Origin of the sequence: Pseudomonas sp. IT-P12 (assembly GCF_949767465.1) — a bacterium.
GTDB lineage: Bacteria > Pseudomonadota > Gammaproteobacteria > Pseudomonadales > Pseudomonadaceae > Aquipseudomonas.
This window is the reverse complement of record NZ_CATKPY010000022.1, coordinates 154748-174459: the sequence shown is the minus strand read 5'-3', so window position 1 is coordinate 174459 and position 19712 is coordinate 154748. Positions and strand designations below refer to the sequence as shown.

The following is a 19712-nucleotide window of genomic DNA, read 5'->3' as shown; positions in this document are numbered from 1 at the left end:
GCGATTACTGGGGTTGGGTGCGGTTCTGCTTGCGGGTGAGGATCAGGCTCAGCACCACCGACCCCAGAATCACCACGCCCACCACCGTCAGCGACCACTCCACGGGCATGTGGAACCATGGCATCAACGTCATCTTGCCGCCGATGAACACCAGCACCAGTGCCAGCCCGTACTTGAGCAAATGAAAGCGGTCGGCCATGTCGGCGAGCAGGAAGTACAGGGCTCGCAGGCCCATGATCGCGAAAATGTTCGAGGTGAAAATGATGAACGGGTCGGTGGTGACGGCGAAGATCGCCGGAATGCTGTCGACCGCGAACATCAGGTCGCTGGCCTCGATCAGCACCAGCACCAGAAACATCGGCGTGGCCCAGCGCACACCGTTGAGCACCACGAAAAAACGTTCGCCGTGAAAGCCAGGGGTGATGCGCATATGGCCGCGTATCCAGCGCAGCAGCGGGTTGTTGTCCAGGTCCGGTTGCTTGTCGGCGAACATCAGCATCTTGATCCCGGTAATGATCAGGAACACCCCGAACACATACAGCAGCCAGGTGAACTGCGAGACCAGCCAAACGCCGGCGAAGATCATTGCCGCGCGCATCACGATTGCCCCGAGCACGCCGTACAGGAGCACGCGACGCTGCAACGGCGGGGGCACCGCGAAATAACCGAAGATCATCACGAACACGAACATGTTGTCGATCGACAGCGACTGTTCGATCAGGTAACCGGTGAGGAATTCGAGGGTTTTGTCGCGGGCAATCTCGGCGCCGAACTCACCGTTCAGATACCACCAGAGCAGGCCTGCAAATGCCAGGGCCAGCAGGCACCAGGCAATCACCCAGCCCCCGGCTTCGCGGACTGACACCCGATGGGCCTTGCGACCACCGAAGACAAACAGATCCAGGGCCAGCATCGCCAGTACGAAGACGATGAAGGCGCCCCACATCCAGGGCTCACCGATATTGATGTGCGTGGCTGGCATGGCGCTCTCCCTGACTGAACCGTTTGTGGGTAGACGGGGCCATGCTAGCGAAAGGGTTGTGCGGGAGAAAAATCGTTTATTTCGTCGCCGTCATTCGGTTTTTCCGAAGTGTTGCTCGTGTTGTCAACGATCAGACGGCTTGTCTGGCCGTCTGTGGTGACTGCATATTCATCGCGAGCAGGCCAACTTCCACAGGTTTTGCGGTGAAAGCCAGGGGCAGTCGGACTGAAAAAAAAAGGCCGCCACAACCCGACGTTGTGGCGGCCCGAGGGTGACGCTGTGATCAATGGGCGCCAGCGGCCTTGTTCAAGTCGCTTTCGGCCCACTCGGTGTACACGCAGGCATCGGCCGTGGCCCAGCGCACGCGCACCGGATCGCCAGCCTTGAGCGGCATGCCCGCTGCCGACAGTGCCTTGACCGTCATCGAGGTGCCGCCCAGGGTTTTCACCGTGCAGGTCTGGCTTTCGCCCAGGAACAACACTTCGCCGACAATCGCCGACACCTGGTTCCAGCCTGCTGCCAGCGGTTCCTGGGCGGCTTGTTCGACACTCAGCGCCAGCGCCTTTTCCGGGCGCACCATCAGCAGCACATCCTGATCGGTCTGCAGCCCGGGCGTCAGGCGAATGGACAGCGACTGGCCTTCGAACGATGCCACGGCATTGCCCTGGGCCTTGAGCTTGAGGAAGTTCGAGTTGCCCAGGAACGACGCCACAAACGCATTCGGCGGGTTCTGGTACAGGTCATAGCCACTGCCCAGGCCGACGATCTTGCCGTGGCTGAAAATCGCAATGCGCTGGGACAGGCGCATGGCTTCTTCCTGGTCGTGGGTCACGTAGACGATGGTGATGCCAAGGCGCCGGTGCAACTGGCGCAATTCGTCCTGCAGGTCTTCACGCAACTTCTTGTCAAGCGCACCGAGCGGTTCGTCCATCAGCAGGATGCGTGGCTCATAGACCAGCGCCCGGGCGATGGCGACGCGTTGCTGCTGGCCGCCGGACAATTGCGAAGGGCGGCGATGGGCGAAGGGTTCGAGTTGCACCAGCTTGAGCATGGCATCGACCCGGCGCTCGCGTTCGGCGCTGTCCAGCTTGCGGATCGCCAGCGGGAAGGCGATGTTGTCGCGCACCGACAGGTGCGGGAACAACGAATAACGCTGGAACACCATGCCGATGTCGCGCTTGTGCGGCGGCACGTTGACCAGGGATTTGCCGTCGACCAGGATTTCGCCGCTGCTGGGCGTTTCAAAGCCGGCGAGCATCGACAGGGTGGTACTTTTGCCCGAGCCGCTGGAGCCGAGGAAGGTGAGGAATTCACCCTCCTTGATGTCCAGCGCGATGTTGTCCACGGCGGCGAATTCGCCGTAGTACTTGTTCAGGTTGCGCAGGCTGACCAAGGGTTGGTCATTTGCCTGCGCGGCATCTTTGATCACTGCACTCATGTCGTTCTCCTGGCGCTCAAGCGCTGATTTCATTGCGCCGGCGAAGGGCGGCGGCGATCACCATGACCAGGACCGAGAGGCCGATCAGCAGCGTCGAGGCGACGGCGATCACAGGCGTCAGGTCCTGGCGCAGGGTGGTCCACATTTTCACGGGAAGGGTTTGCAGGGTCGGGCTGGCCATCATCACGCTCAGCACCACTTCGTCCCACGAGACCAGGAAGGCGAAGAGGGCGCCGGCCACCATGCCCGGACGGATCGCCGGGAAGGTCACCTTGAACACCGCTTGCAGGCGCGAGGCGCCGCAGATCACCGCCGCGTCTTCGATCGACTGATCGAACAGTTTCAGCGAGTTGATGATCGAGATGATGGTGAACGGCAGCGCCACGATCACATGGCTGACCACGAAGGCGAACATCGTCCCGGTGTAGCCCAGCTTGAGGAACAGCGCGTACACGGCGACTGCAATGATCACCAGTGGCACGATCATCGGCAGGGTGAACAGGCCGTAGAGCATTTCCCGTCCGGGAAAGCGTCCGCGCACCAGGGCAAACGCGGTGGGCAGGCCAAGCGCCACGGCGAAGAACGTGGTCAGCACCGCGACCTTCAGGCTGGCCATGGCCGCGTTCATCCAGTCGGCATTGGAAAAGAACTGGCCGTACCATTTCAGCGTCCAGCCCGGCGGCGGGAACACCAGCCACTGGGAGGAGCCGAACGACAGCAGCACGATGAACACGATGGGCAACAGCAGGAACAGTGCGATCAGGCCCGTGGTGAAATACAGGCCGAAGCGCATGCGCCGGCTCATCGCATTGGGAGTCAGGAGCATGACGGCTTACCTCGCGTTGCTGGCGCCAACCGGGGATTCCGGCTGAAGCTTCAGGTAGAAGTAGAACAGCACCAGCGTGATGACGATCAGCAACGCGGCGCCGGCGCTGGCCAGGCCCCAGTTGAGGAACGATTGCACCTGCTGAATGATGAACTCGGGCAGCATCATGTTCTGCGCACCGCCCAGCAGGGCCGGGGTGACGTAGTAACCGAGCGACATCACGAACACCATCAGGCCGCCGGAGAACAGCCCCGGCCGGCACAGCGGCAGGAATACCCGGAAGAAGTTGGTCCACGGGCTGGCGCCACAGATCGAGCCGGCTTGCAGGATCATCGGGTCGATGGCCTGCATGGTCGCCTGCAGGGGCAGTACGATGAACGGGATCATGATGTAGCTCATGCCGATCACTACGCCGGTCAGGTTGTGCACCATCTCCAGCGGTTGATCGATGATGCCCATCGCCATCAACGCCTTGTTGATCACCCCGGAGGCTTGCAGCAGCACCAGCCAGGAATAGGTGCGGGCGAGGAGGCTGGTCCACATCGACAGCAGCACGATGTTGAGGATCCAGCGCCCCCAGCCACGGGGCACGAGGGTGATGGCCCAGGCCAGCGGAAAGCCCAGCAGCAGGCTGAACAGGGTCACCAGCCCGGCCACCGAGAAGGTATTGATCAATACCCGGGCGTACGCGGAGTTGGCGAACAGTTGTTCATAGTTGCCAAGGCCCGGCACCGGTTCGAGCACGCCGCGCAGCAGCAGGCCGATCAGCGGTGCGAGGAAGAACAGGCCGAGGAACAACAGGGCCGGGATCAGGTTGCTCGAGCCGCGCCAGCGCTGGGCCAGGCTTGGGCTTTGATTGGCCATCGCCGCTTTGCCGGGTACGGCCCCGAGGGCGCCAGCGGCGCCCCGGGTCGGCGTGGATGCCGTCATTTTCATTTGACCAGCCATTCGTTCCACCGTGTCGCGATGGCTTGACCGTTCTTGGCCCAGTACGCGAAATCGAGAGTGATTTGATCCTTGGCATAAGCGGTCGGCAGGTTAGGCGCCAGCACCGAATCCAGGCGCGCCACGCTGTCGACGTTGACCGGGGCATAGGCGGTCAGGTTGGAGAAGTCAGCCTGTCCCTTGGCACTGCTCGCGTTGGCCAGGAATTTCATGGCCGCGTCCTTGTTCTTCGAACCCTTGGGCACGACCAGAATGTCGGCCATGACCAGGTTCTGTTTCCAGCTCACGCCCACCGGCGCGCCATCTTCCTGCAAGGCGTGGATGCGGCCGTTCCAGAACTGGCCCATGCTCGCTTCGCCCGAGGCCAGCAGTTGCTGCGACTGCGCGCCGCCGCCCCACCAGACGATGTCTTTCTTGATGGTGTCGAGTTTCTTGAAGGCGCGGTCCAGGTCCAGCGGATAGAGCTTGTCGGCGGCGACGCCGTCGGCCAGCAGCGCCAGTTCCAGCACGCCAGGGCTTGGCCACTTGTAGAGGGCGCGCTTGCCGGGGTAGGTCTTGGTGTCGAACAGCGCGGACCAGTCCTGGGGTTTGCTGGCGCCGAGCTTGCCTTCGTTGTAGCCGAGGACGAAGGAGAAGAAGAACGAGCCGACGCCGTGGTCGGAAACGAATCGTGGATCGATCTTGTCGCGCTGGATGACAGAAAAGTCGAGGGGCTCGAGCAGGCCTTCGGCGGCGGCGCGCAGGGCGAAGTCGGCTTCGACGTCCACCACGTCCCACTGCACGTTGCCGCTTTCGACCATGGCTTTGAGTTTGCCGTAGTCGGTCGGGCCATCCTGGACCACGGTGATGCCGGTGGCCTTGCTGAACGGGTCGGCCCAGGCCTGCTTCTGTGCATCCTGGGTGCTACCGCCCCAGCTGACGAAGTTGACGCTTTCGGCCGCCATCGACGCCTGGCTGGTCACGCTCAGCAGTCCCGCAAAAAGTACTGCGGTTGCACGTTTGTTCAACACCATTTTCACGCCCTCATTGTTGTGTTTATGAGCGGGGCTTTGATGCCCGCCTATCGGGAGCAGTAGGTCCGTGCGGCCCATGAAGGATCGTCCGGTCTATGGAATATCATATTATGGTATTCCAAACTTTGTGCAAGCATTTTGCCTTACCGGCTATCTGCTGGTCCGGTTTTTTATCTTCGATCTGTATTGCCTTTCAAACACACCATTACCCCTTGTGGGAGCGGGCTTGCTCGCGAATGCGGTGTGTCAGTAAAAAATTCACCGACTGATACGCCGCATTCGCGAGCAAGCCCGCTCCCACAGGGGATTGCGTTGAGTCATCCGGTGAACGCAATACTCTCCACCACCTCCAGGTCATACCCGGTCAAACCGGCATACTTCAGTGGCGGGCCCAGGTGCCGCAGCTTGCCCACGCCGAGGTTTTGCAGGATCTGCGCGCCCGTCCCCACTTCAGAATAGATCCGCGATTGCGAGCGGCTGAACTGCCGGGGCGGCTGGGTCAGTTGCGGCACGCGTTCGAGCAGCGCCTGGGATGATTCGTGATTGGCCAGCACCACCACCACGCCGCGACCTTCCTCGGCCACCCGTTGCAGGGCGGCCCACAGCGTCCAGTTGCTGGGGCCACTGTAGTCGGCGCCCACCAGATCGCGCAGCGGGTCGATGACGTGCACGCGCACCAGCGTGGGTTCGTCCCGGCGCAGCTCACCCATCACCATGGCCATGTGGACACCGCCTTCGATGCGGTCCTCGAACGTAATCAGACGAAAGGTGCCGTGCACCGTCGGCAATTCGCGTTCGCCGATGCGCACCACGGTGTGTTCGGTGCTGAGGCGATAGTGGATCAGGTCGGCGATGGTGCCGATCCTGATCCCGTGTTTGCGCGCGAACACCTCCAGGTCGGGGCGGCGGGCCATGGTGCCGTCGTCGTTCATCACTTCGACGATCACCGAAGCGGGGGTCAACCCGGCCAGGCGCGCCAGGTCGCAACCGGCTTCGGTGTGGCCGGCGCGGGTCAGCACGCCGCCTTCCTTGGCGCGCAGCGGGAAGATGTGCCCCGGTTGCACCAGGTCGGCGGGGCCGGCACCCGCCGCGACGGCCGCGGCAACCGTGCGTGCGCGGTCAGCGGCGGAGATGCCGGTGGTCACGCCGACGGCGGCTTCGATGGACACGGTGAAAGCGGTGCTGAACACGCTGCCGTTGCTCGGCACCATCTGCTCCAGGCCGAGGCGCTGGCAGTGATCGTCGGTCAGGGTCAGGCAGATCAGGCCGCGCGCTTCCCGCGCCATGAAGCTGATGGCCTCGGCCGTGCAGCAGTCGGCCGCGAGCAGCAGGTCGCCTTCGTTTTCCCGATCTTCGTCGTCCACCAGAAGCACCATCTTGCCTTGGCGATAGTCTTCGATGATTTCTTCGATGCTGTTGAACGCCATGTTGAACTCTCGATGTTTGATGGAGATATTTTGTGGTATACCATAATACAAAATAAACCGAGAGGTCACTATGAAGGCGTACTGGATAGCTCACGTGGATGTCACCGATCCCGATCAATACAGTTACTACACCCAGCGGGCGCCGGCGGCTTTCGCGCTGTACGGTGGCCGGTTGCTGGCCCGGGGCGGGCGCAGCCAGGCGATGGAAGGTCGACCGACACCGCAGCGCAGCGTGGTCATCGAGTTCGATTCCTACGAGCAGGCGCTGGCGTGCTACCAGTCCAGTGAGTATCAGGAGGCCAAAGGGCACCGCGAAGACGCGGCGCGGGCGGAGGTGATCATTGTCGAGGGCGTGGCGCCGGTCTAGCGGGGGCCAGAGGATGTGTGGGAGCGGGCTTGCTCGCGAATGCGGTGGACCAGACACCTGATCGTCGACTGAATCAACGCATTCGCGAGCAAGCCCGCTCCCACAGGTTTTATGCAGGATTCAACATCCTGACTCACCGAATAAAATGAATCTTCCCGGTGTCGTCGTTACCGATATAGATGCCATACACCCCGGCCTGGCGTTCTTCGATGTAGCGTTCGAGGATCTGCCGGATGGCCGGGTAGTAGATGCTGTCCCAGGGGATGTCCTCGGGCGCGAAGAATTTGTAGTCGAGGGTTTCCGGCCCGTACTGGCCGGTGATCTCCAGCGCGATGGCGCGGTAGATGATGTACACCTCGCTGATTTTCGGCACGCTGAAGATCGAGTACGGCGAGTGGATTTCCGCACGCACGCCGCTTTCTTCCCAGACTTCACGCAGCGCCGCCTGTTCGGTGGTTTCGCCGCCTTCCATGAAGCCGGCCGGCAGCGTCCAGGTGCCGGGTCGTGGCGGAATGGCGCGCTGGCACAACAGGTACTTGCCGTCCTGCTCGATGATGCAGCCGGCGATGATCTTCGGATTGACGTAGTGGATGTAGCCGCAACCGCAGCACATCAGGCGCTCGTGCGTATCACCCGGTGGCCGCTGCGACTTGAGGTCGTTGCCGCCACACCGTGGGCAAAAGCTCGGGCTGAACATGATCAGCGACCTATGCGCGGTTCTTTGAGCGCGATGGGCAGGGTGATCTCGGGGATGTCCCCGGTCTCTTCCTGTTTGCGCTTGAGGTATTCCAGCGCCACCGCCGCTGCGGCGCGGACGTGATCGACGCAGGCCTGGTGCGCCACCAGCGGATCGCCCGCCTTGATCGCCTCGACCATGCGTTCCATTTCCTGGTTGCTCGCGCCCCGACGGTTTTCCTGGGACACCGAGGTCGCCCGCAGGTAGCTGATGCGTGCCTGCAACTGACGCAGCTGGGTCGCCGCCACGTGGTTGCCGGAGCCTTCGAGCAACACGTCGTAGAACCCCTGGACCGAGTCGATCACCTGTTGCAGTTCGCCTTCCTTGAGGGCCTTGCGGTTTTCCTCCAGGGCTTTTTCCAGGGCCTTGATGTCCTTGGCCTTGGCCCGCAGGGTGAACAGTTGGACGATCAGGCCTTCGAGCACGCAACGCAATTCGTAGATGTCGACGGCATCGGCCAGGGTGATGATCGCGACCCGTGGGCCCTTGGCGTCGGCGAACTCCACCAGGCCTTCGGATTCCAAGTGGCGCAAGGCTTCGCGAACGGAGGTACGGCTGACCCCCAGGCGATCGCACAGGTCACGCTCGACCAGACGGTCTCCCGGCATGAGCTGGAAGTTCATGATGGCGCTTCGCAGTTTATCCAGCACGATTTCGCGCAGGGTAACGGGGTTGCGATTGACCTTGAAGCTGTCGTCGAGTGGCAGGCGTTTCATGGGGTCCGCTCTGAGTGTGGCTGTCCATGCAAAAAGAGCACTTCGACCCGTGGATCATCGTGCTCGATCAATCAAAACAGCAAGGTTAACTGGAGGCCTCGGCGTCGGCTTCGGCGAACGCTTCACGGGCGAGCCGGAAACTGTCCACCGCAGCGGGGACACCGCAATAAATACCGACCTGAAGCAGAATTTCGCGTATTTGTTCACGACTCAGCCCGTTACGCAAGGCGCCGCGTACATGCAGCTTGAGTTCGTGTGGCCGATTGAGGGCCGAAATCATGGCCAAGTTTATCATGCTGCGCTCTTTAAGCGACAAACCCTCTCGGCCCCAGACATGGCCCCAGCAGTACTCGGTGACCATTTCCTGCAAGGGCCGGGTGAAGTCGTCGGCGTTCTCGATGGAGCGCTTGACGTAGGCTTCACCGAGCACCTGCGTGCGGATGTTCAGGCCCTGTTCGTACTTTTCGTTATTCATCAACGGGTGCTCCCAACGTCATCGAGCCCGCCCATCAGGGTGTATTTGAGCTCCAGGTAATCTTCGATGCCATACTTCGATCCTTCCCGGCCAAGGCCCGAGGACTTGATGCCACCGAACGGCGCCACTTCGGTGGAGATCAGCCCTTCGTTGATCCCGACCATGCCGTACTCCAGCGCTTCGCTCATGCGCCAGGCGCGGCCGAGGTCGCGGGTGTAGCAGTAAGCGGCCAGGCCGAACTCGGTGTCGTTGGCCAGGTGGATCGCCTCGGCTTCGCTGTCGAAGCGGAACACGGCAGCCAGCGGACCGAAGGTTTCTTCGCGGGCGACCTTCATCGATGACGTCAGGCCGGCCAGCACGGTCGGCTGGAAAAAACCGTGGCCAAGGGCATGTCGTTCACCGCCGCACAACAGTTGCGCGCCGTGGGCGAGGGCGTCTTGCACGTGGTCTTCGACCTTGGCCACCGCGCGTTCGTTGATCAGCGGCCCCTGGGTCACCCCCTGATCAAAGCCATTGCCGACGTTCAGTTGCGCCACGCGTTCGGCCAGGCGAGCGACGAACGCGTCGTGGATGCCCGCCTGCACCAGGAAGCGGTTGACGCACACGCAGGTCTGCCCGGCATTGCGGAACTTGGCGATCAGCGCACCTTCCACGGCACGCTCCAGATTGGCGTCGTCGAACACGATGAAGGGCGCGTTGCCACCCAGTTCCAGGGAGACTTTTTTCAGGGTTGGCGCACATTGCGCCATCAGCAGCTTGCCGATCCCGGTCGAGCCGGTGAACGACAGCTTGCGCACCAACGGGCTGCTGGTCAGCTCGCCGCCGATGGCCACGGCGTCGCCGGTGATCACGTTGAAGATGCCCGGCGGGATGCCGGCCTGTTCCGCCAGGGCGGCCATGGCCAGTGCCGAGAACGGCGTTTCCGGTGCCGGCTTGACGATGCAGGGGCAGCCAGCCGCCAATGCCGGGCCCGCCTTGCGGGTGATCATCGCCGCCGGGAAATTCCACGGTGTGATGGCCGCGACCACCCCGATCGGCTCTTTGCTGACGACGATGCGCGCATCGCCTTTATGGCTGGGGATGGTGTCGCCATAGATGCGCTTGGCCTCTTCGGCAAACCACTCGATGAAACTGGCGGCGTAGAGGATTTCGCCCTTGGCTTCGGCCAGCGGCTTGCCCTGTTCGAGGGTGAGGATCTCGGCCAGCGCATCGGCCTGCTCGATCATCAGCGCATGCCAGCGCTTGAGGATGTTGCTGCGCGCCTTGGCGGTCAGGGCGCGCCAGGCCGGCCAGGCGTCGTTGGCGGCGGCGATGACTTGCCGGGCGTGCGCGGCGCCCAGGTTCGGCACCTGGCCGATCCGTTCGCCGGTGGCCGGGTTGAAGATGTCCTGGTAAGCGCCATCCGGCGCATCCAGCCATTGGCCGTTGATGTAGGCCTGCTGGCGGAACAGTTGCGAGGCTGCAGGGCTCATGCGGGCTCCTGAAAAAGTGGTGAGAAACGCAGTCCCCAGTGGGAGCGAGCCTGCTCGCGAAGACGGTGGCACATTCGGTATCAATGTGAATGACACACCGCATCGTGAGCAGGCTCGCTCCCACAGTGAAGAAAACGTCAGGACAGCGTGGGCAACGGCCCCAGCTTGCCTTTGTGATAGATCATGGGCGTGACGGGCTGCTCGGGCAGGATCAGGTTCTTCACTGCGCCGACGATGATGGCGTGATCGCCACCGTCGTATTCGCGCCACAACTCGCACTCGATGATCGCCGTGGCCTTGCCCAGCAACGGGTTGCCCAGGGCGCTCAGGTGCCACTCGATGTCCTTGGCCTTGTCCTTGCCTTTACTGGCAAACGCATAGGCTTCGGCGGTCTGGTCGGCGGACAGCAGGTGAATCGCGAACTGCTTGCTGTCACGCAGGACCGGGTAGGTGTCCGACGCATAGTTGGGGCAGAACAGCACCAGGGCCGGGTCGATCGACAGCGCGCTGAACGCGCTGGCGGTGATGCCGACGATGCCGCCGTCCGGGTCCAGGGTGGTGACCACCGTGACCCCGGAAGGAAAGGAGCTCATGACGTCTTTGTAAATGCCGGGTTCGATCATGTCGGTGGTCTCCTAACGCATCACAAAGGGGTCAGGCATCGGTGCCTGTGAGAGGTTGATCCACACCGTTTTCAGTTCGGTGTAGGCCAGCACCGAATCGATGCCGCTTTCGCGTCCATAGCCACTGTTCTTGAAACCGCCGATCGGCGCCATGGCCGAGACCGCACGGTAGGTGTTGACCCAGATGATCCCCGAGCGCACGTCCCGCGCGAGGCGGTGGGCGCGACCCAGGTCGCGGGTCCAGATGCCGGCGGCGAGGCCGAACTGCGAGTCGTTGGCGATCGCCAGTGCCTCGGCTTCGTCCTTGAAACGGATGACCGAGGCCACCGGACCAAAGACTTCTTCCTGCATGATCTTCATCGAGTTGCGGTCGCACTCGAACAGCGTCGGTTCATAGAACCAGCCGTCACCCACGCCGGTCGGGCGCTTGCCGCCAAGGCGCAGGCGTGCCCCTTCGGCGACGGCATCGGCCACCAGGCCTTCGACCACTGCCAACTGCTGTGCGGTGGCCATCGGGCCCATTTCACTGCTGTCATCCTGCGGGTTGCCGATGCGGATGCGCTGGGCACGTTCCACCAGGCGGTTGACGAATTCGTCGTAGATCTCGTCCTGCACCAGCAGGCGTGAACCGGATACGCAGCTCTGCCCGGAGGCGGCATAGATCCCGGCGATGGCGCCGTTGATCGCGCTGTCGAGGTCGGCGTCGGCAAAGATGATGTTCGGCGATTTGCCACCCAGTTCCAGCGACAGCTTGGCGAAGTTCTCCGCGCTGCTGCGCACCACGTGCCGCGCCGTGGCTGCACCGCCGGTGAAGGCGATTTTGCGTACCAGCGGGTGACGGGTGAGGGCGGCGCCGGTGCTCGGGCCGTAGCCGGTGACGACGTTGACCACGCCCGGCGGAATGCCGGCTTCCAGGGCCAGGCGCGCCAGTTCGAGAAGGGTCGCCGAGGCGTGCTCCGAGGGCTTGATCACGATGGTGTTGCCCGCGGCCAGGGCCGGCGCCAGCTTGATTGCTGTCAGGTACAGCGGGCTGTTCCAGGGAATGATCGCGGCGACCACGCCCATGGCTTCGTGCACTGTGTAGGCAAACAGGTCCGGCTTGTCCAGCGGCAGGGTGCCGCCTTCGAGTTTGTCCGCCAGGCCTGCGGTGTAGTGGAAAAACTCCGGCAGATAGCCGACCTGGCCACGGGTTTCGCGAATCAGCTTACCGTTGTCGCGGCTTTCCAGCTGGGCCAGTTTTTCCTTGTTGTCGGCGATCAGGTCGCCCAGGCGTCGCAGCAATTTGCCGCGGGCGGTGGCGGTCAGGCCGCGCCAGGCCGGGCTGTCGAAGGCGCTCTGCGCAGCCTGCACGGCGCGCTCGACATCGGCTTCGTCGGCATCGGGCAGTTCGGCCCAGGCTTCGGCCAGGGCCGGGTTCAGGCTTTCGAAGGTCTTGCCCGAGAGGGCATCGACCCATTCACCGCCGATGCACATCTGGAAGCGTGCGAGTGTCATGCAACGATCCCCTTTATATGGTTTTGTCGGGAGTGCGCGGTATCGAGAAACTCCAGCAACAGCTGGTTGACCAGGCGCGGCGATTCTACGGGCATCATATGCCGTTGTTCGGCGAGCACGGCAACCGTCGCGCCGGGAATGCGCTCGGCCAGTTGCCGGGCCATTTCCGGGGTGGAGCCGGGGTCCAGCTCGCCGGTGGCGACCAGCGTCGGTGCCTGGATACTCGCCAGGTCATCGGCGCGGTACATGTCCTGGGTCGCGAACAGTTCATAGGTGGTCAGGTAACCCTGCGGGTCATTCTGGGCCAGGGTCTGGCGCAAGGCGGCGATCTGCGCCGGATTGGCCGCCTGGTATTCACGGCTGAACCAGCGCGACAGCGCTGCTTCGGCATTGGCATCCGGGCCGTGCTCGGCCGCCTGGGCGGTGCGGGCAATGACGCCCGCGCGCTGCTCGGCGGTGCGATTGAACACGCTGTTGAGCACCACCAGGCCTTGCAGGCGTTGCGGGTAATGCAGGGCGAACGCCCGCGCCACCAGCCCGCCCATGGAAAAGCCGATCACCGAAGCCCTGGGCAATTGCAGGTGATCGAGCAGTTCCAGCAACTGGTCGGCATAGCCCAGCAGCGGCGTGCCGCTTTCCGGGCGCGGGCTGGCGCCATGACCCAGCATGTCGTAAGTGATCACGCGGTACTTCGTGGAGAGGCCAACGACCTGGCCGCCCCACATTTCTTTATTCAGGCCCACGCCGTGGATCAATACCACGGGCTGGCCTTGGCCGGTCGCCAGATAACTGGTGCCAGCCGGGGTACGTTCAGCGGTGAGCCGAATCATGGAGCGCTCCTGCATACCTTTTTGTTGTTGTGACCGGCCCGTCTTACTGGGCTTTTTCGGCCGCCAGTTCTTCCAGGTCGATGTAACGGTTGCCAATGCGTGGGTGCAGGCGGCCACCGTCGGCGCAACCCAGGACCACGACTATTTCGTCGGCGCGCGGTGCGTCTTCGATCTGCATTTCCAGGGTGATGTAGTGCGAACGCAGGCCTTCGTCGTCCTTGTGCATCATCGGGATCTGGATCGACGTGCCCGGGCCGCCGCGCTTGTTGGTGAAGCTCAGGTAGCTCTTGGCCTTGACCGCTTCGCGATAGTGGTTGCCGAAGCGCAGGGTATGGATGACCGCCGAGGCGTGTTCGATTTCGCCATCGGCACCGACCACTGCCGCCTTGCCGTAGGCCTCGATCTTGTCGGCACCGCCGATCAGGCCCACCAGGCGCTCGACCATCAGTGCACCGAGATCGGAGCAGTTGGCGCGAATTTCCGGTTTCAGGTCTTCGACAAAGCCGCGACCCAGCCATGGGTTCTTCATGACGACGGCCAGGCCGATCATGGTGACCGGCGTGTCGGTGGCTTTGCCGCCTTCGATAAAGGTTTGCTCGACATAGCTGACGATCTTGCGGATTTCGAAACTCATGAGCTGCTCCGTACGGGGTGAAGGATGTCTGTGCGTATGATGGTATACCATAATACCGGCAACGCAAGAGCCCGAAACGGGTTTCTGTGGGGAAGGCGACAAAATGCCTGCCAGACATGATCTACAGTGTCAGGAGCGGGCCTGCTCGCGATGGCCGTGCGGACGTCACCGGGCTGTCGTCTGGCGCTGTCATCGTTCGCGATCATCGCGAGCAGGCTCGCTCCCATGGATGAATGCCGGGCGCGGTTGTGAGCATTGCTAGCAAAGTGCCAGAATAGAGCCCTTGCGCAGCATCACTATCAGGCGGCTTGAATGGATGGCCCTGGATTGCGGTACCCACAGGAAGACTTCATCGTAAAACTGGTGCAATCGGACCGACTGCACCAACTGTTTCGCCAGTCGGTTTTAGCGGTGTTCGGCAGTCTTCTTGCGGTGGCGATGTTGTGCTGGCTGTGCTGGGACCGTTTCGATCACCAGGTCGTCGGCGTGTGGATCGCGCTGCTGACCGCGTCCTCGCTGGTGCGCATCTGCATGTTTGTGGCCTATTTCCGCAGCCCGGACCGCGAGCGCACCCCGCAACGTTGGGAGCGCATTTATTGGATTACGCTGATTCTGTCCGCCGGCATCTGGGGCGGTGGCGCGCTGGCGGTGATCCCGGCCGATGACCTGTTGGCCCAGACCCTGGTCATGCTGTTTTGCGTCGGCATGTCGGTGAGCGCCGTGTCCTGTTATTCGGCCTACCGCTACATGACGGTGGTGTCGATTGTCCTGGTGTTGCTGCCTTGCACGCTCTGGCTGCTGTTCCAGCCTTCATCCCTGCAGGTCGGCATGGGGGTGGCGGTGATGGTGTTCGCCTCGTTTGTATTCAGCGCCACGCGCAGCCTGTCCGACGCCCTGGAAACCGCCTTTCGACTGACCCGTGAAATGGAGCACGCCCACAGCCTTTCCACCCGTGCCGCGCAGACCGACGAACTCACCGGTCTGAAGAATCGCCGGGCGTTTTTCGAAGAGGCCCAGCAATTGTTCGGCTCCTGCCGGAAAAACCAGCGGCCCCTGTGCGCGGTGATGCTGGACATGGATCACTTCAAGCACATCAATGACACGCACGGGCACCAGGTCGGGGATCAGGTGCTGCGGCAAATGGGCCTGGTCATCAGCACGTCGTTTCGCGACACCGACGTTTACGGCCGTTTGGGCGGCGAAGAGTTCGCCGTCCTGCTGCCGGATACGTCGATCGACGTGGCCCGCCACATCGCCGAAGAACTCCTGCACTCGCTCGCCGGCCTGATGAGCGGGCCGGTGCACCGCATCTCGGCCAGCGTCGGGGTTGCGGCGATCTCGTCCGATGATCACGATCTGCACAGCCTGATGAACAACGCGGACAAGGCTTTGTATCGCGCCAAGGCCCGTGGACGTAATCAGGTGGCGGTCGCCGAATAGCCGGTCTCAGGCATCATTCCGATAACACCCGGGCGTCATGCCGAACCAGCGGATGCAGGCTTTGTGAAAGCTGCTTTGGTCGCGAAACCCCAGCAGCGCGCCGATGTACTTCACGCTACGCGCCGAGTTGCGCAGGAAATTGTGCGCGAGCATCAATCGCGCTTCGTCCTGCAACGCCGAAAAGTGCGTGTCCTCATTGCTCAGGCGCCGTTGCAGGCTGCGTGCACTGACGCCCAGCGCCTGGGCGATCCGGTTCAGGTCGCTGGGCACGCCCTGGGCCAGTCTTTCGGACAGCACCCGGCGTACCCGCTCGGTCATCGAGCCGTTGAGCACCAGGTTCAGGCGTGTGCGGGCGTATTCGACATGCAGGACATCCAGCGCCGGGTCGGCGGTGGGCAGCGCTGTCGCGCAATCCTCGGTGCTGAAGCTCAGGCTGTTGTACGACGCGCCGAAGGACAGGTTGCTGCCGAGCAAGCGTTCCAATTGCGTGGTGTCCGCCGGCCTTGGGTAAGTGAAGGTCGCCGCCACCGGGTCGGGCCTGCGCTTGGGCAGCAGCCAGTGAACCAGCCCCAGGGTCTGCGCGGCGCCGGCATCGATGAAGGCGCGAGGCGTCAGTGAGGGCTGGGTACTGACGTCCAGGCCGATCAGTTTCACCGCCCCGGGTTCGTGGTCCAGGCACATGTAGAAACCGTTGCAGATCAGCGATTGGTAATCCACCAGGCGTTGCAGCGCGCTGCCCAGGGTGGGGCAGGACATCACGGCGTAACCCAGCACTTCCAGGTTGGCCGGATGGGCGCGGGCATAAGCCAGCAGGCCGATGTCCGGGTTGCCGGTTCGTTGTGCAGCCTGCGCCATGACTTTGTAGACCAGCTCCAGCCGAACGCCGTTGGGGTTGGCCCAGACTTCCTCGTGGCTGCTGTCGAATTCTTTGAGCAAGGCTTCTACGTTGGCACCCGCGTCCGTCAAGACGTCGGCGAGCACCCGAAAACCGGTGCTGGTCATTCTGTGCATGCTTGTTCCCGGCGTAATGGCTAAGTGATGTCGCGGAGCCGGCGCATGATCGCAATAAACAAATGCTCACAGTCGAATAACACAACTGACACGTTTCCAAGGACAAGCGAAAGGTATCCGGGAACACTTCCTGAGCCGTGGGGGAGCGTCGATTATGGCCGCCAGTCAGTAGTTGGTGGCATAAAGCCAGTTAAGCGCCCACTTCAATCGGCGGCAGGACCCCGTCTTGTCTATGGATGTGACATGCACAGAGTCAAGAATTTCTACAACGAACTGGCCCAGGGCAAACTGGTGCTGGCGTTTCAACCGGTGGTCTGGCTGCCCGACAGCCATCGGGTGCTGTATCAGGAAGGGCTGTTGCGTCATATCGATGCCCGGGGAGAGGGGGTCTATCCCCTGGCCATGCTCGAACGACTGCAATCGATGCGAGAGCTCGACCGCAGCGTGGTGGATTGCGTGATTGCCCGTCTGCTGCAGAACGAACACCTGCGACTGGGCTGCAACATCTCGGCGCAAAGCGCGATCATCGACCACTTCTGGCAGCCGATCCTTGCGCAGTTGCGCGAGTCGCCGTCGGTGGCGGCGCGACTGGTGATCGAAATCACCGAAAGCGCCACGCCACCCAGCACTTCGGCGGCGATCGAGTTTGTCCTGTGCTTGCGCGAACTGGGTTGCCGGGTGGCCATCGATGATTTTGGTGCCGGCCTGGGGACCCTGGAGTTCATCCGCAAAACCCGGCCGGACATCGTCAAGATCGACCAGGGCTACCTGCAGCGCGCTCGCCTGGAGACCAACAACGCCCAGACCCTCGGCCATCTGGTGCAGCTGTGCAAGACGCTGGCGCCTTGCGTGATCATCGAGGGGATCGAATCCGAAGCCGACCGCGCCCTCGCCACCGCCTGTGGCAGCGAGTGGGGGCAGGGTTACCTGTTCGGCCGGCCGCGGATCGATGCGTTGGGCGAGCGCTGCCAGGTGCAGCCAGGGCCGGCATAACGCAGCACGATGCAACGAATGCCACGTCAGGGCCTCATATGAAAACCAGCGGCGCTTTGCAGGAGCAGGGTGCGGGTATTCAAGACGAGAGGTGGGCATGACGGCAGCGCAGAAAAACCACGTGGACTGGCTGGTCGGGCAATCGATGCTGCACATGGCCCGGCAGCGGGCCCGGCTTTATGGCGGGCAAGGCCGCTTGTGGCAACAGCCCTATGCACAGACCCGTCCCCGTGATGCCTCGGCCCTGGCGTCGGTGTGGTTCACCGCGTACCCGGCGTCCATCATCACCCGCGAAAATGGCACCGTGCTGGAGGCGCTGGGCGACGAAGCCCTGTGGCACGCGCTGTCGAGAATCGGTATCCAGGGCATTCACAACGGCCCGCTGAAAAAGTCCGGCGGCCTTCGCGGCACCCGGCACACGCCGACCATCGACGGCAACTTTGACCGCATCAGTTTCGACCTCGATCCGCAACTGGGCACCGAGGCCCAGCTGCAGGCGTTGACGCGCATGGCCGCTGCGCACAATGCGGTGATCGTCGACGATGTGATTCCGTCGCACACCGGCAAGGGCGCGGATTTTCGCCTGGCCGAAATGGCGTACGAAGACTATCCGGGGCTCTACCACATGGTGGAGATCCGCGAAGAAGACTGGCCGTTGCTGCCTGAGGTGGCGGAGGGGCGTGACGCGCAAAACCTCAGCCCGCAGCAGGTCGATGTGCTGCGCGACAAGCATTACATCGTTGGCCAGTTGCAGCGGGTGATCTTCTTCGAGCCCGGGATCAAGGAAACCGACTGGAGCGTGACCCCGATTGTGGTGGGCGTCGACGGCAAACCACGGCGCTGGGTCTACCTGCATTATTTCAAGGAAGGCCAGCCCTCGTTGAACTGGCTGGACCCCAGCTTCGCCGCGCAACAGATGATCATCGGCGATGCGTTGCACGCCATCGATGTCATGGGCGCGAAAATCCTGCGCCTGGATGCCAACGGTTTCCTCGGTGTGGAGCGCAAGCTCGACGGCACAGCCTGGTCCGAAAGCCATCCGCTGTCGATCACCGGTAACCAGTTGCTGGCCGGTGCGATTCGCAAGGCCGGCGGTTTCAGTTTCCAGGAACTCAACCTGACCATCGATGACATCGCCGCCATGTCCCACGGCGGGGCGGACCTGTCCTATGACTTCATCACCCGGCCGGCCTACCAGCACGCGTTGCTGATGGGCGATACCGAGTTCCTGCGCCTGATGCTGCGCCAGATGCACACCCAGGGCATCGATCCGGGATCGCTGATCCATGCGTTGCAGAACCACGACGAACTGACCCTGGAACTGGTGCATTTCTGGACCCTGCACGCTCACGACACCTTCCTCTATCAGGGGCAGACCTTCCCCGGCAACATCCTGCGCGAACACATTCGCGAGCAGATGTACGAGCGCCTGGCCGGCGAGCACGCGCCCTATAACCTGAAGTTCGTCACCAACGGGGTGTCCTGCACCACCGCCAGCATCATCACTGCCGCGCTGGGGATTCGTGACCTTGAGGCCATCACCCCGGCGGATGTCCAGCAGATTCGCCAGATTCACCTGCTGCTGGTGATGTACAACGCGATGCAGCCGGGGGTGTTCGCCCTGTCCGGCTGGGATCTGGTGGGGGCATTGCCGCTGCCGGCGGAACAGGTGGCGGACCTGATGCTCGATGGCGATACCCGCTGGATTCATCGGGGCGCCTACGACCTGGTGGACCTCAACCCGCAAGCGCAGCATTCCGAAGGGCAGATGCCCCGGGCGCAAACCTTGTACGGCAGCCTGACCGAACAGTTGCAGGACCCTGATTCCTTTGCTTCGCAGCTCCAGCGAATCCTCGCCGCGCGCCGCGCCTACGACATTGCCGCCAGCCGCCAGATCCTGATCCCGGACGTCGAGCATCCAGGGCTGCTGATCATGGTCCACGAACTGCCGGCCGGCAAAGGCACGCAAATCACCGCGTTGAACTTCGGCGCGAGCGCCATCACCGAAACCCTGCACCTGCCCAGCATTGCGCCGGGGCCGGTGGTCGACATCATCAACGAGCGGGTCGAAGGCGACCTCACGCCCGAGGGCGACTTCACCATCACCCTGGATGCCTATGAAGGGCTGGCACTGCGGGTGGTCAGCAGCTCGCCGATGCTCTAGCGCAGGTTATCTGATCCGTATTTTTCGGCGTGATCTGCGTCTGTTATGTACAGGCGCTGAAGCTCACAATGAACGCACGGTTCAGATGCGCTGCAGCCCTTGCACCGCACACCTGTTTTCTAGGAG

General features: G+C 62.7%; 19 protein-coding genes. 4 read left to right on the top strand and 15 right to left on the bottom strand.

The genetic code is table 11. The annotated features are described in order from the left end of the window. Positions 1–4 precede the first annotated feature (4 nt). The 6 genes from ACM6IM_RS15450 to ribBA all read right to left on the bottom strand — a co-directional run bounded on the left by ACM6IM_RS15450 (position 5) and on the right by ribBA (position 6631). Positions 5–982, bottom strand: a complete 978-nt coding sequence (locus ACM6IM_RS15450) for a TerC family protein (protein WP_414865604.1) — start codon at positions 980–982, stop codon at positions 5–7. 283 nt (positions 983–1265) lie between these two features. Beyond that, entirely contained in the window at positions 1266–2420 is a 1155-nt protein-coding gene (locus ACM6IM_RS15445) for an ABC transporter ATP-binding protein (protein WP_414865603.1), read from the bottom strand. Between the two features lie 16 nt (positions 2421–2436). After that, positions 2437–3246: an ABC transporter permease gene (locus tag ACM6IM_RS15440; protein WP_201190478.1), complete on the bottom strand. Its 810-nt coding sequence runs from the start codon at positions 3244–3246 to the stop codon at positions 2437–2439. 6 nt (positions 3247–3252) lie between these two features. Then, a complete protein-coding gene (locus ACM6IM_RS15435) occupies positions 3253–4182 on the bottom strand; it encodes an ABC transporter permease (RefSeq protein ID WP_192303866.1) in 930 nt (309 codons plus the stop codon). Beyond that, positions 4179–5204 carry an ABC transporter substrate-binding protein gene (locus ACM6IM_RS15430; protein ID WP_201190474.1) on the bottom strand — a complete coding sequence of 342 codons (1026 nt, stop codon included), beginning with the start codon at positions 5202–5204 and terminating at the stop codon, positions 4179–4181. Before ACM6IM_RS15430 ends, ACM6IM_RS15435 begins: the two co-directional genes overlap by 4 nt. A gap of 317 nt (positions 5205–5521) precedes the next feature. Continuing rightward, entirely contained in the window at positions 5522–6631 is a 1110-nt protein-coding gene (ribBA, locus tag ACM6IM_RS15425; protein WP_414865602.1) for a bifunctional 3,4-dihydroxy-2-butanone-4-phosphate synthase/GTP cyclohydrolase II, read from the bottom strand. A 70-nt stretch (positions 6632–6701) separates the two neighbouring features. On the opposite strand from ribBA, the gene ACM6IM_RS15420 reads away from it, so the two are divergent. After that, on the top strand, positions 6702–6998 hold the full coding sequence (locus ACM6IM_RS15420; RefSeq protein WP_414865601.1) for a DUF1330 domain-containing protein: 297 nt from the start codon (positions 6702–6704) through the stop codon (positions 6996–6998). A gap of 133 nt (positions 6999–7131) precedes the next feature. Here the strand turns inward: ACM6IM_RS15420 and ACM6IM_RS15415 are convergent, their stop codons facing one another. From ACM6IM_RS15415 to ACM6IM_RS15380, 8 genes are all read right to left on the bottom strand, one after another. After that, the gene (locus tag ACM6IM_RS15415; RefSeq protein WP_192303857.1) at positions 7132–7695 is read right to left on the bottom strand and encodes an NUDIX hydrolase; all 564 of its coding nucleotides are present in this window, start codon (positions 7693–7695) and stop codon (positions 7132–7134) included. A gap of 2 nt (positions 7696–7697) precedes the next feature. After that, positions 7698–8450 carry a GntR family transcriptional regulator gene (locus ACM6IM_RS15410; RefSeq protein ID WP_192303855.1) on the bottom strand — a complete coding sequence of 251 codons (753 nt, stop codon included), beginning with the start codon at positions 8448–8450 and terminating at the stop codon, positions 7698–7700. Between the two features lie 85 nt (positions 8451–8535). Further along, on the bottom strand, positions 8536–8925 hold the full coding sequence (locus ACM6IM_RS15405; RefSeq protein ID WP_201190466.1) for a carboxymuconolactone decarboxylase family protein: 390 nt from the start codon (positions 8923–8925) through the stop codon (positions 8536–8538). After that, positions 8925–10397, bottom strand: coding sequence for an NAD-dependent succinate-semialdehyde dehydrogenase (locus ACM6IM_RS15400; protein ID WP_414865600.1), 1473 nt, complete (start codon positions 10395–10397; stop codon positions 8925–8927). Before ACM6IM_RS15400 ends, ACM6IM_RS15405 begins: the two co-directional genes overlap by 1 nt. A gap of 137 nt (positions 10398–10534) precedes the next feature. Continuing rightward, entirely contained in the window at positions 10535–11020 is a 486-nt protein-coding gene (locus ACM6IM_RS15395; protein WP_371048422.1) for a flavin reductase family protein, read from the bottom strand. Between the two features lie 12 nt (positions 11021–11032). Continuing rightward, complete coding sequence (locus ACM6IM_RS15390) at positions 11033–12514, bottom strand: aldehyde dehydrogenase (RefSeq protein WP_414865599.1); 1482 nt, start codon at positions 12512–12514, stop codon at positions 11033–11035. Continuing rightward, positions 12511–13344, bottom strand: coding sequence for an alpha/beta fold hydrolase (locus ACM6IM_RS15385; RefSeq protein ID WP_192303845.1), 834 nt, complete (start codon positions 13342–13344; stop codon positions 12511–12513). The genes ACM6IM_RS15390 and ACM6IM_RS15385 overlap by 4 nt, the downstream gene beginning before the upstream one ends. A 43-nt stretch (positions 13345–13387) precedes the next feature. Continuing rightward, on the bottom strand, positions 13388–13978 hold the full coding sequence (locus ACM6IM_RS15380; RefSeq protein ID WP_201190457.1) for an amino acid synthesis family protein: 591 nt from the start codon (positions 13976–13978) through the stop codon (positions 13388–13390). Between the two features lie 312 nt (positions 13979–14290). Here ACM6IM_RS15380 and ACM6IM_RS15375 point away from each other — a divergent pair, with 312 nt between their 5' ends. Beyond that, the gene (locus ACM6IM_RS15375; RefSeq protein ID WP_414865598.1) at positions 14291–15418 is read left to right on the top strand and encodes a diguanylate cyclase; all 1128 of its coding nucleotides are present in this window, start codon (positions 14291–14293) and stop codon (positions 15416–15418) included. 6 nt (positions 15419–15424) lie between these two features. Here ACM6IM_RS15375 and ACM6IM_RS15370 read toward each other — a convergent pair whose 3' ends face one another. Continuing rightward, positions 15425–16429 (bottom strand): AraC family transcriptional regulator, encoded by a 1005-nt coding sequence (locus tag ACM6IM_RS15370; protein ID WP_192303839.1) that lies wholly within the window; start codon positions 16427–16429, stop codon positions 15425–15427. A gap of 243 nt (positions 16430–16672) precedes the next feature. Between ACM6IM_RS15370 and ACM6IM_RS15365 the strand changes: the two genes are divergently transcribed. Next, a complete protein-coding gene (locus ACM6IM_RS15365; RefSeq protein WP_192303837.1) occupies positions 16673–17422 on the top strand; it encodes an EAL domain-containing protein in 750 nt (249 codons plus the stop codon). 97 nt (positions 17423–17519) lie between these two features. Then, the gene (gene treS / locus ACM6IM_RS15360; protein WP_414865597.1) at positions 17520–19586 is read left to right on the top strand and encodes a maltose alpha-D-glucosyltransferase; all 2067 of its coding nucleotides are present in this window, start codon (positions 17520–17522) and stop codon (positions 19584–19586) included. Positions 19587–19712: the final 126 nt, after the last annotated feature.

Excerpts from the sequence above, each read along its gene's own strand:
- ACM6IM_RS15415 (WP_192303857.1), bottom strand. The coding sequence starts at position 7,695 with ATGTTCAGCCCGAGCTTTTGCCCACGGTGTGGCGGCAACGACCTCAAG.
- ribBA (WP_414865602.1), bottom strand. The coding sequence starts at position 6,631 with ATGGCGTTCAACAGCATCGAAGAAATCATCGAAGACTATCGCCAAGGC.
- ACM6IM_RS15445 (WP_414865603.1), bottom strand. The coding sequence starts at position 2,420 with ATGAGTGCAGTGATCAAAGATGCCGCGCAGGCAAATGACCAACCCTTG.
- ACM6IM_RS15440 (WP_201190478.1), bottom strand. The coding sequence starts at position 3,246 with ATGCTCCTGACTCCCAATGCGATGAGCCGGCGCATGCGCTTCGGCCTG.
- ACM6IM_RS15405 (WP_201190466.1), bottom strand. The coding sequence starts at position 8,925 with ATGAATAACGAAAAGTACGAACAGGGCCTGAACATCCGCACGCAGGTG.
- ACM6IM_RS15420 (WP_414865601.1), top strand. The coding sequence starts at position 6,702 with ATGAAGGCGTACTGGATAGCTCACGTGGATGTCACCGATCCCGATCAA.
- ACM6IM_RS15365 (WP_192303837.1), top strand. The coding sequence starts at position 16,673 with ATGCACAGAGTCAAGAATTTCTACAACGAACTGGCCCAGGGCAAACTG.
- ACM6IM_RS15395 (WP_371048422.1), bottom strand. The coding sequence starts at position 11,020 with ATGATCGAACCCGGCATTTACAAAGACGTCATGAGCTCCTTTCCTTCC.
- ACM6IM_RS15450 (WP_414865604.1), bottom strand. The coding sequence starts at position 982 with ATGCCAGCCACGCACATCAATATCGGTGAGCCCTGGATGTGGGGCGCC.
- ACM6IM_RS15385 (WP_192303845.1), bottom strand. The coding sequence starts at position 13,344 with ATGATTCGGCTCACCGCTGAACGTACCCCGGCTGGCACCAGTTATCTG.
- ACM6IM_RS15400 (WP_414865600.1), bottom strand. The coding sequence starts at position 10,397 with ATGAGCCCTGCAGCCTCGCAACTGTTCCGCCAGCAGGCCTACATCAAC.
- ACM6IM_RS15375 (WP_414865598.1), top strand. The coding sequence starts at position 14,291 with ATGGATGGCCCTGGATTGCGGTACCCACAGGAAGACTTCATCGTAAAA.
- treS (WP_414865597.1), top strand. The coding sequence starts at position 17,520 with ATGACGGCAGCGCAGAAAAACCACGTGGACTGGCTGGTCGGGCAATCG.
- ACM6IM_RS15390 (WP_414865599.1), bottom strand. The coding sequence starts at position 12,514 with ATGACACTCGCACGCTTCCAGATGTGCATCGGCGGTGAATGGGTCGAT.
- ACM6IM_RS15430 (WP_201190474.1), bottom strand. The coding sequence starts at position 5,204 with ATGGTGTTGAACAAACGTGCAACCGCAGTACTTTTTGCGGGACTGCTG.
- ACM6IM_RS15410 (WP_192303855.1), bottom strand. The coding sequence starts at position 8,450 with ATGAAACGCCTGCCACTCGACGACAGCTTCAAGGTCAATCGCAACCCC.
- ACM6IM_RS15435 (WP_192303866.1), bottom strand. The coding sequence starts at position 4,182 with ATGAAAATGACGGCATCCACGCCGACCCGGGGCGCCGCTGGCGCCCTC.
- ACM6IM_RS15370 (WP_192303839.1), bottom strand. The coding sequence starts at position 16,429 with ATGCACAGAATGACCAGCACCGGTTTTCGGGTGCTCGCCGACGTCTTG.
- ACM6IM_RS15380 (WP_201190457.1), bottom strand. The coding sequence starts at position 13,978 with ATGAGTTTCGAAATCCGCAAGATCGTCAGCTATGTCGAGCAAACCTTT.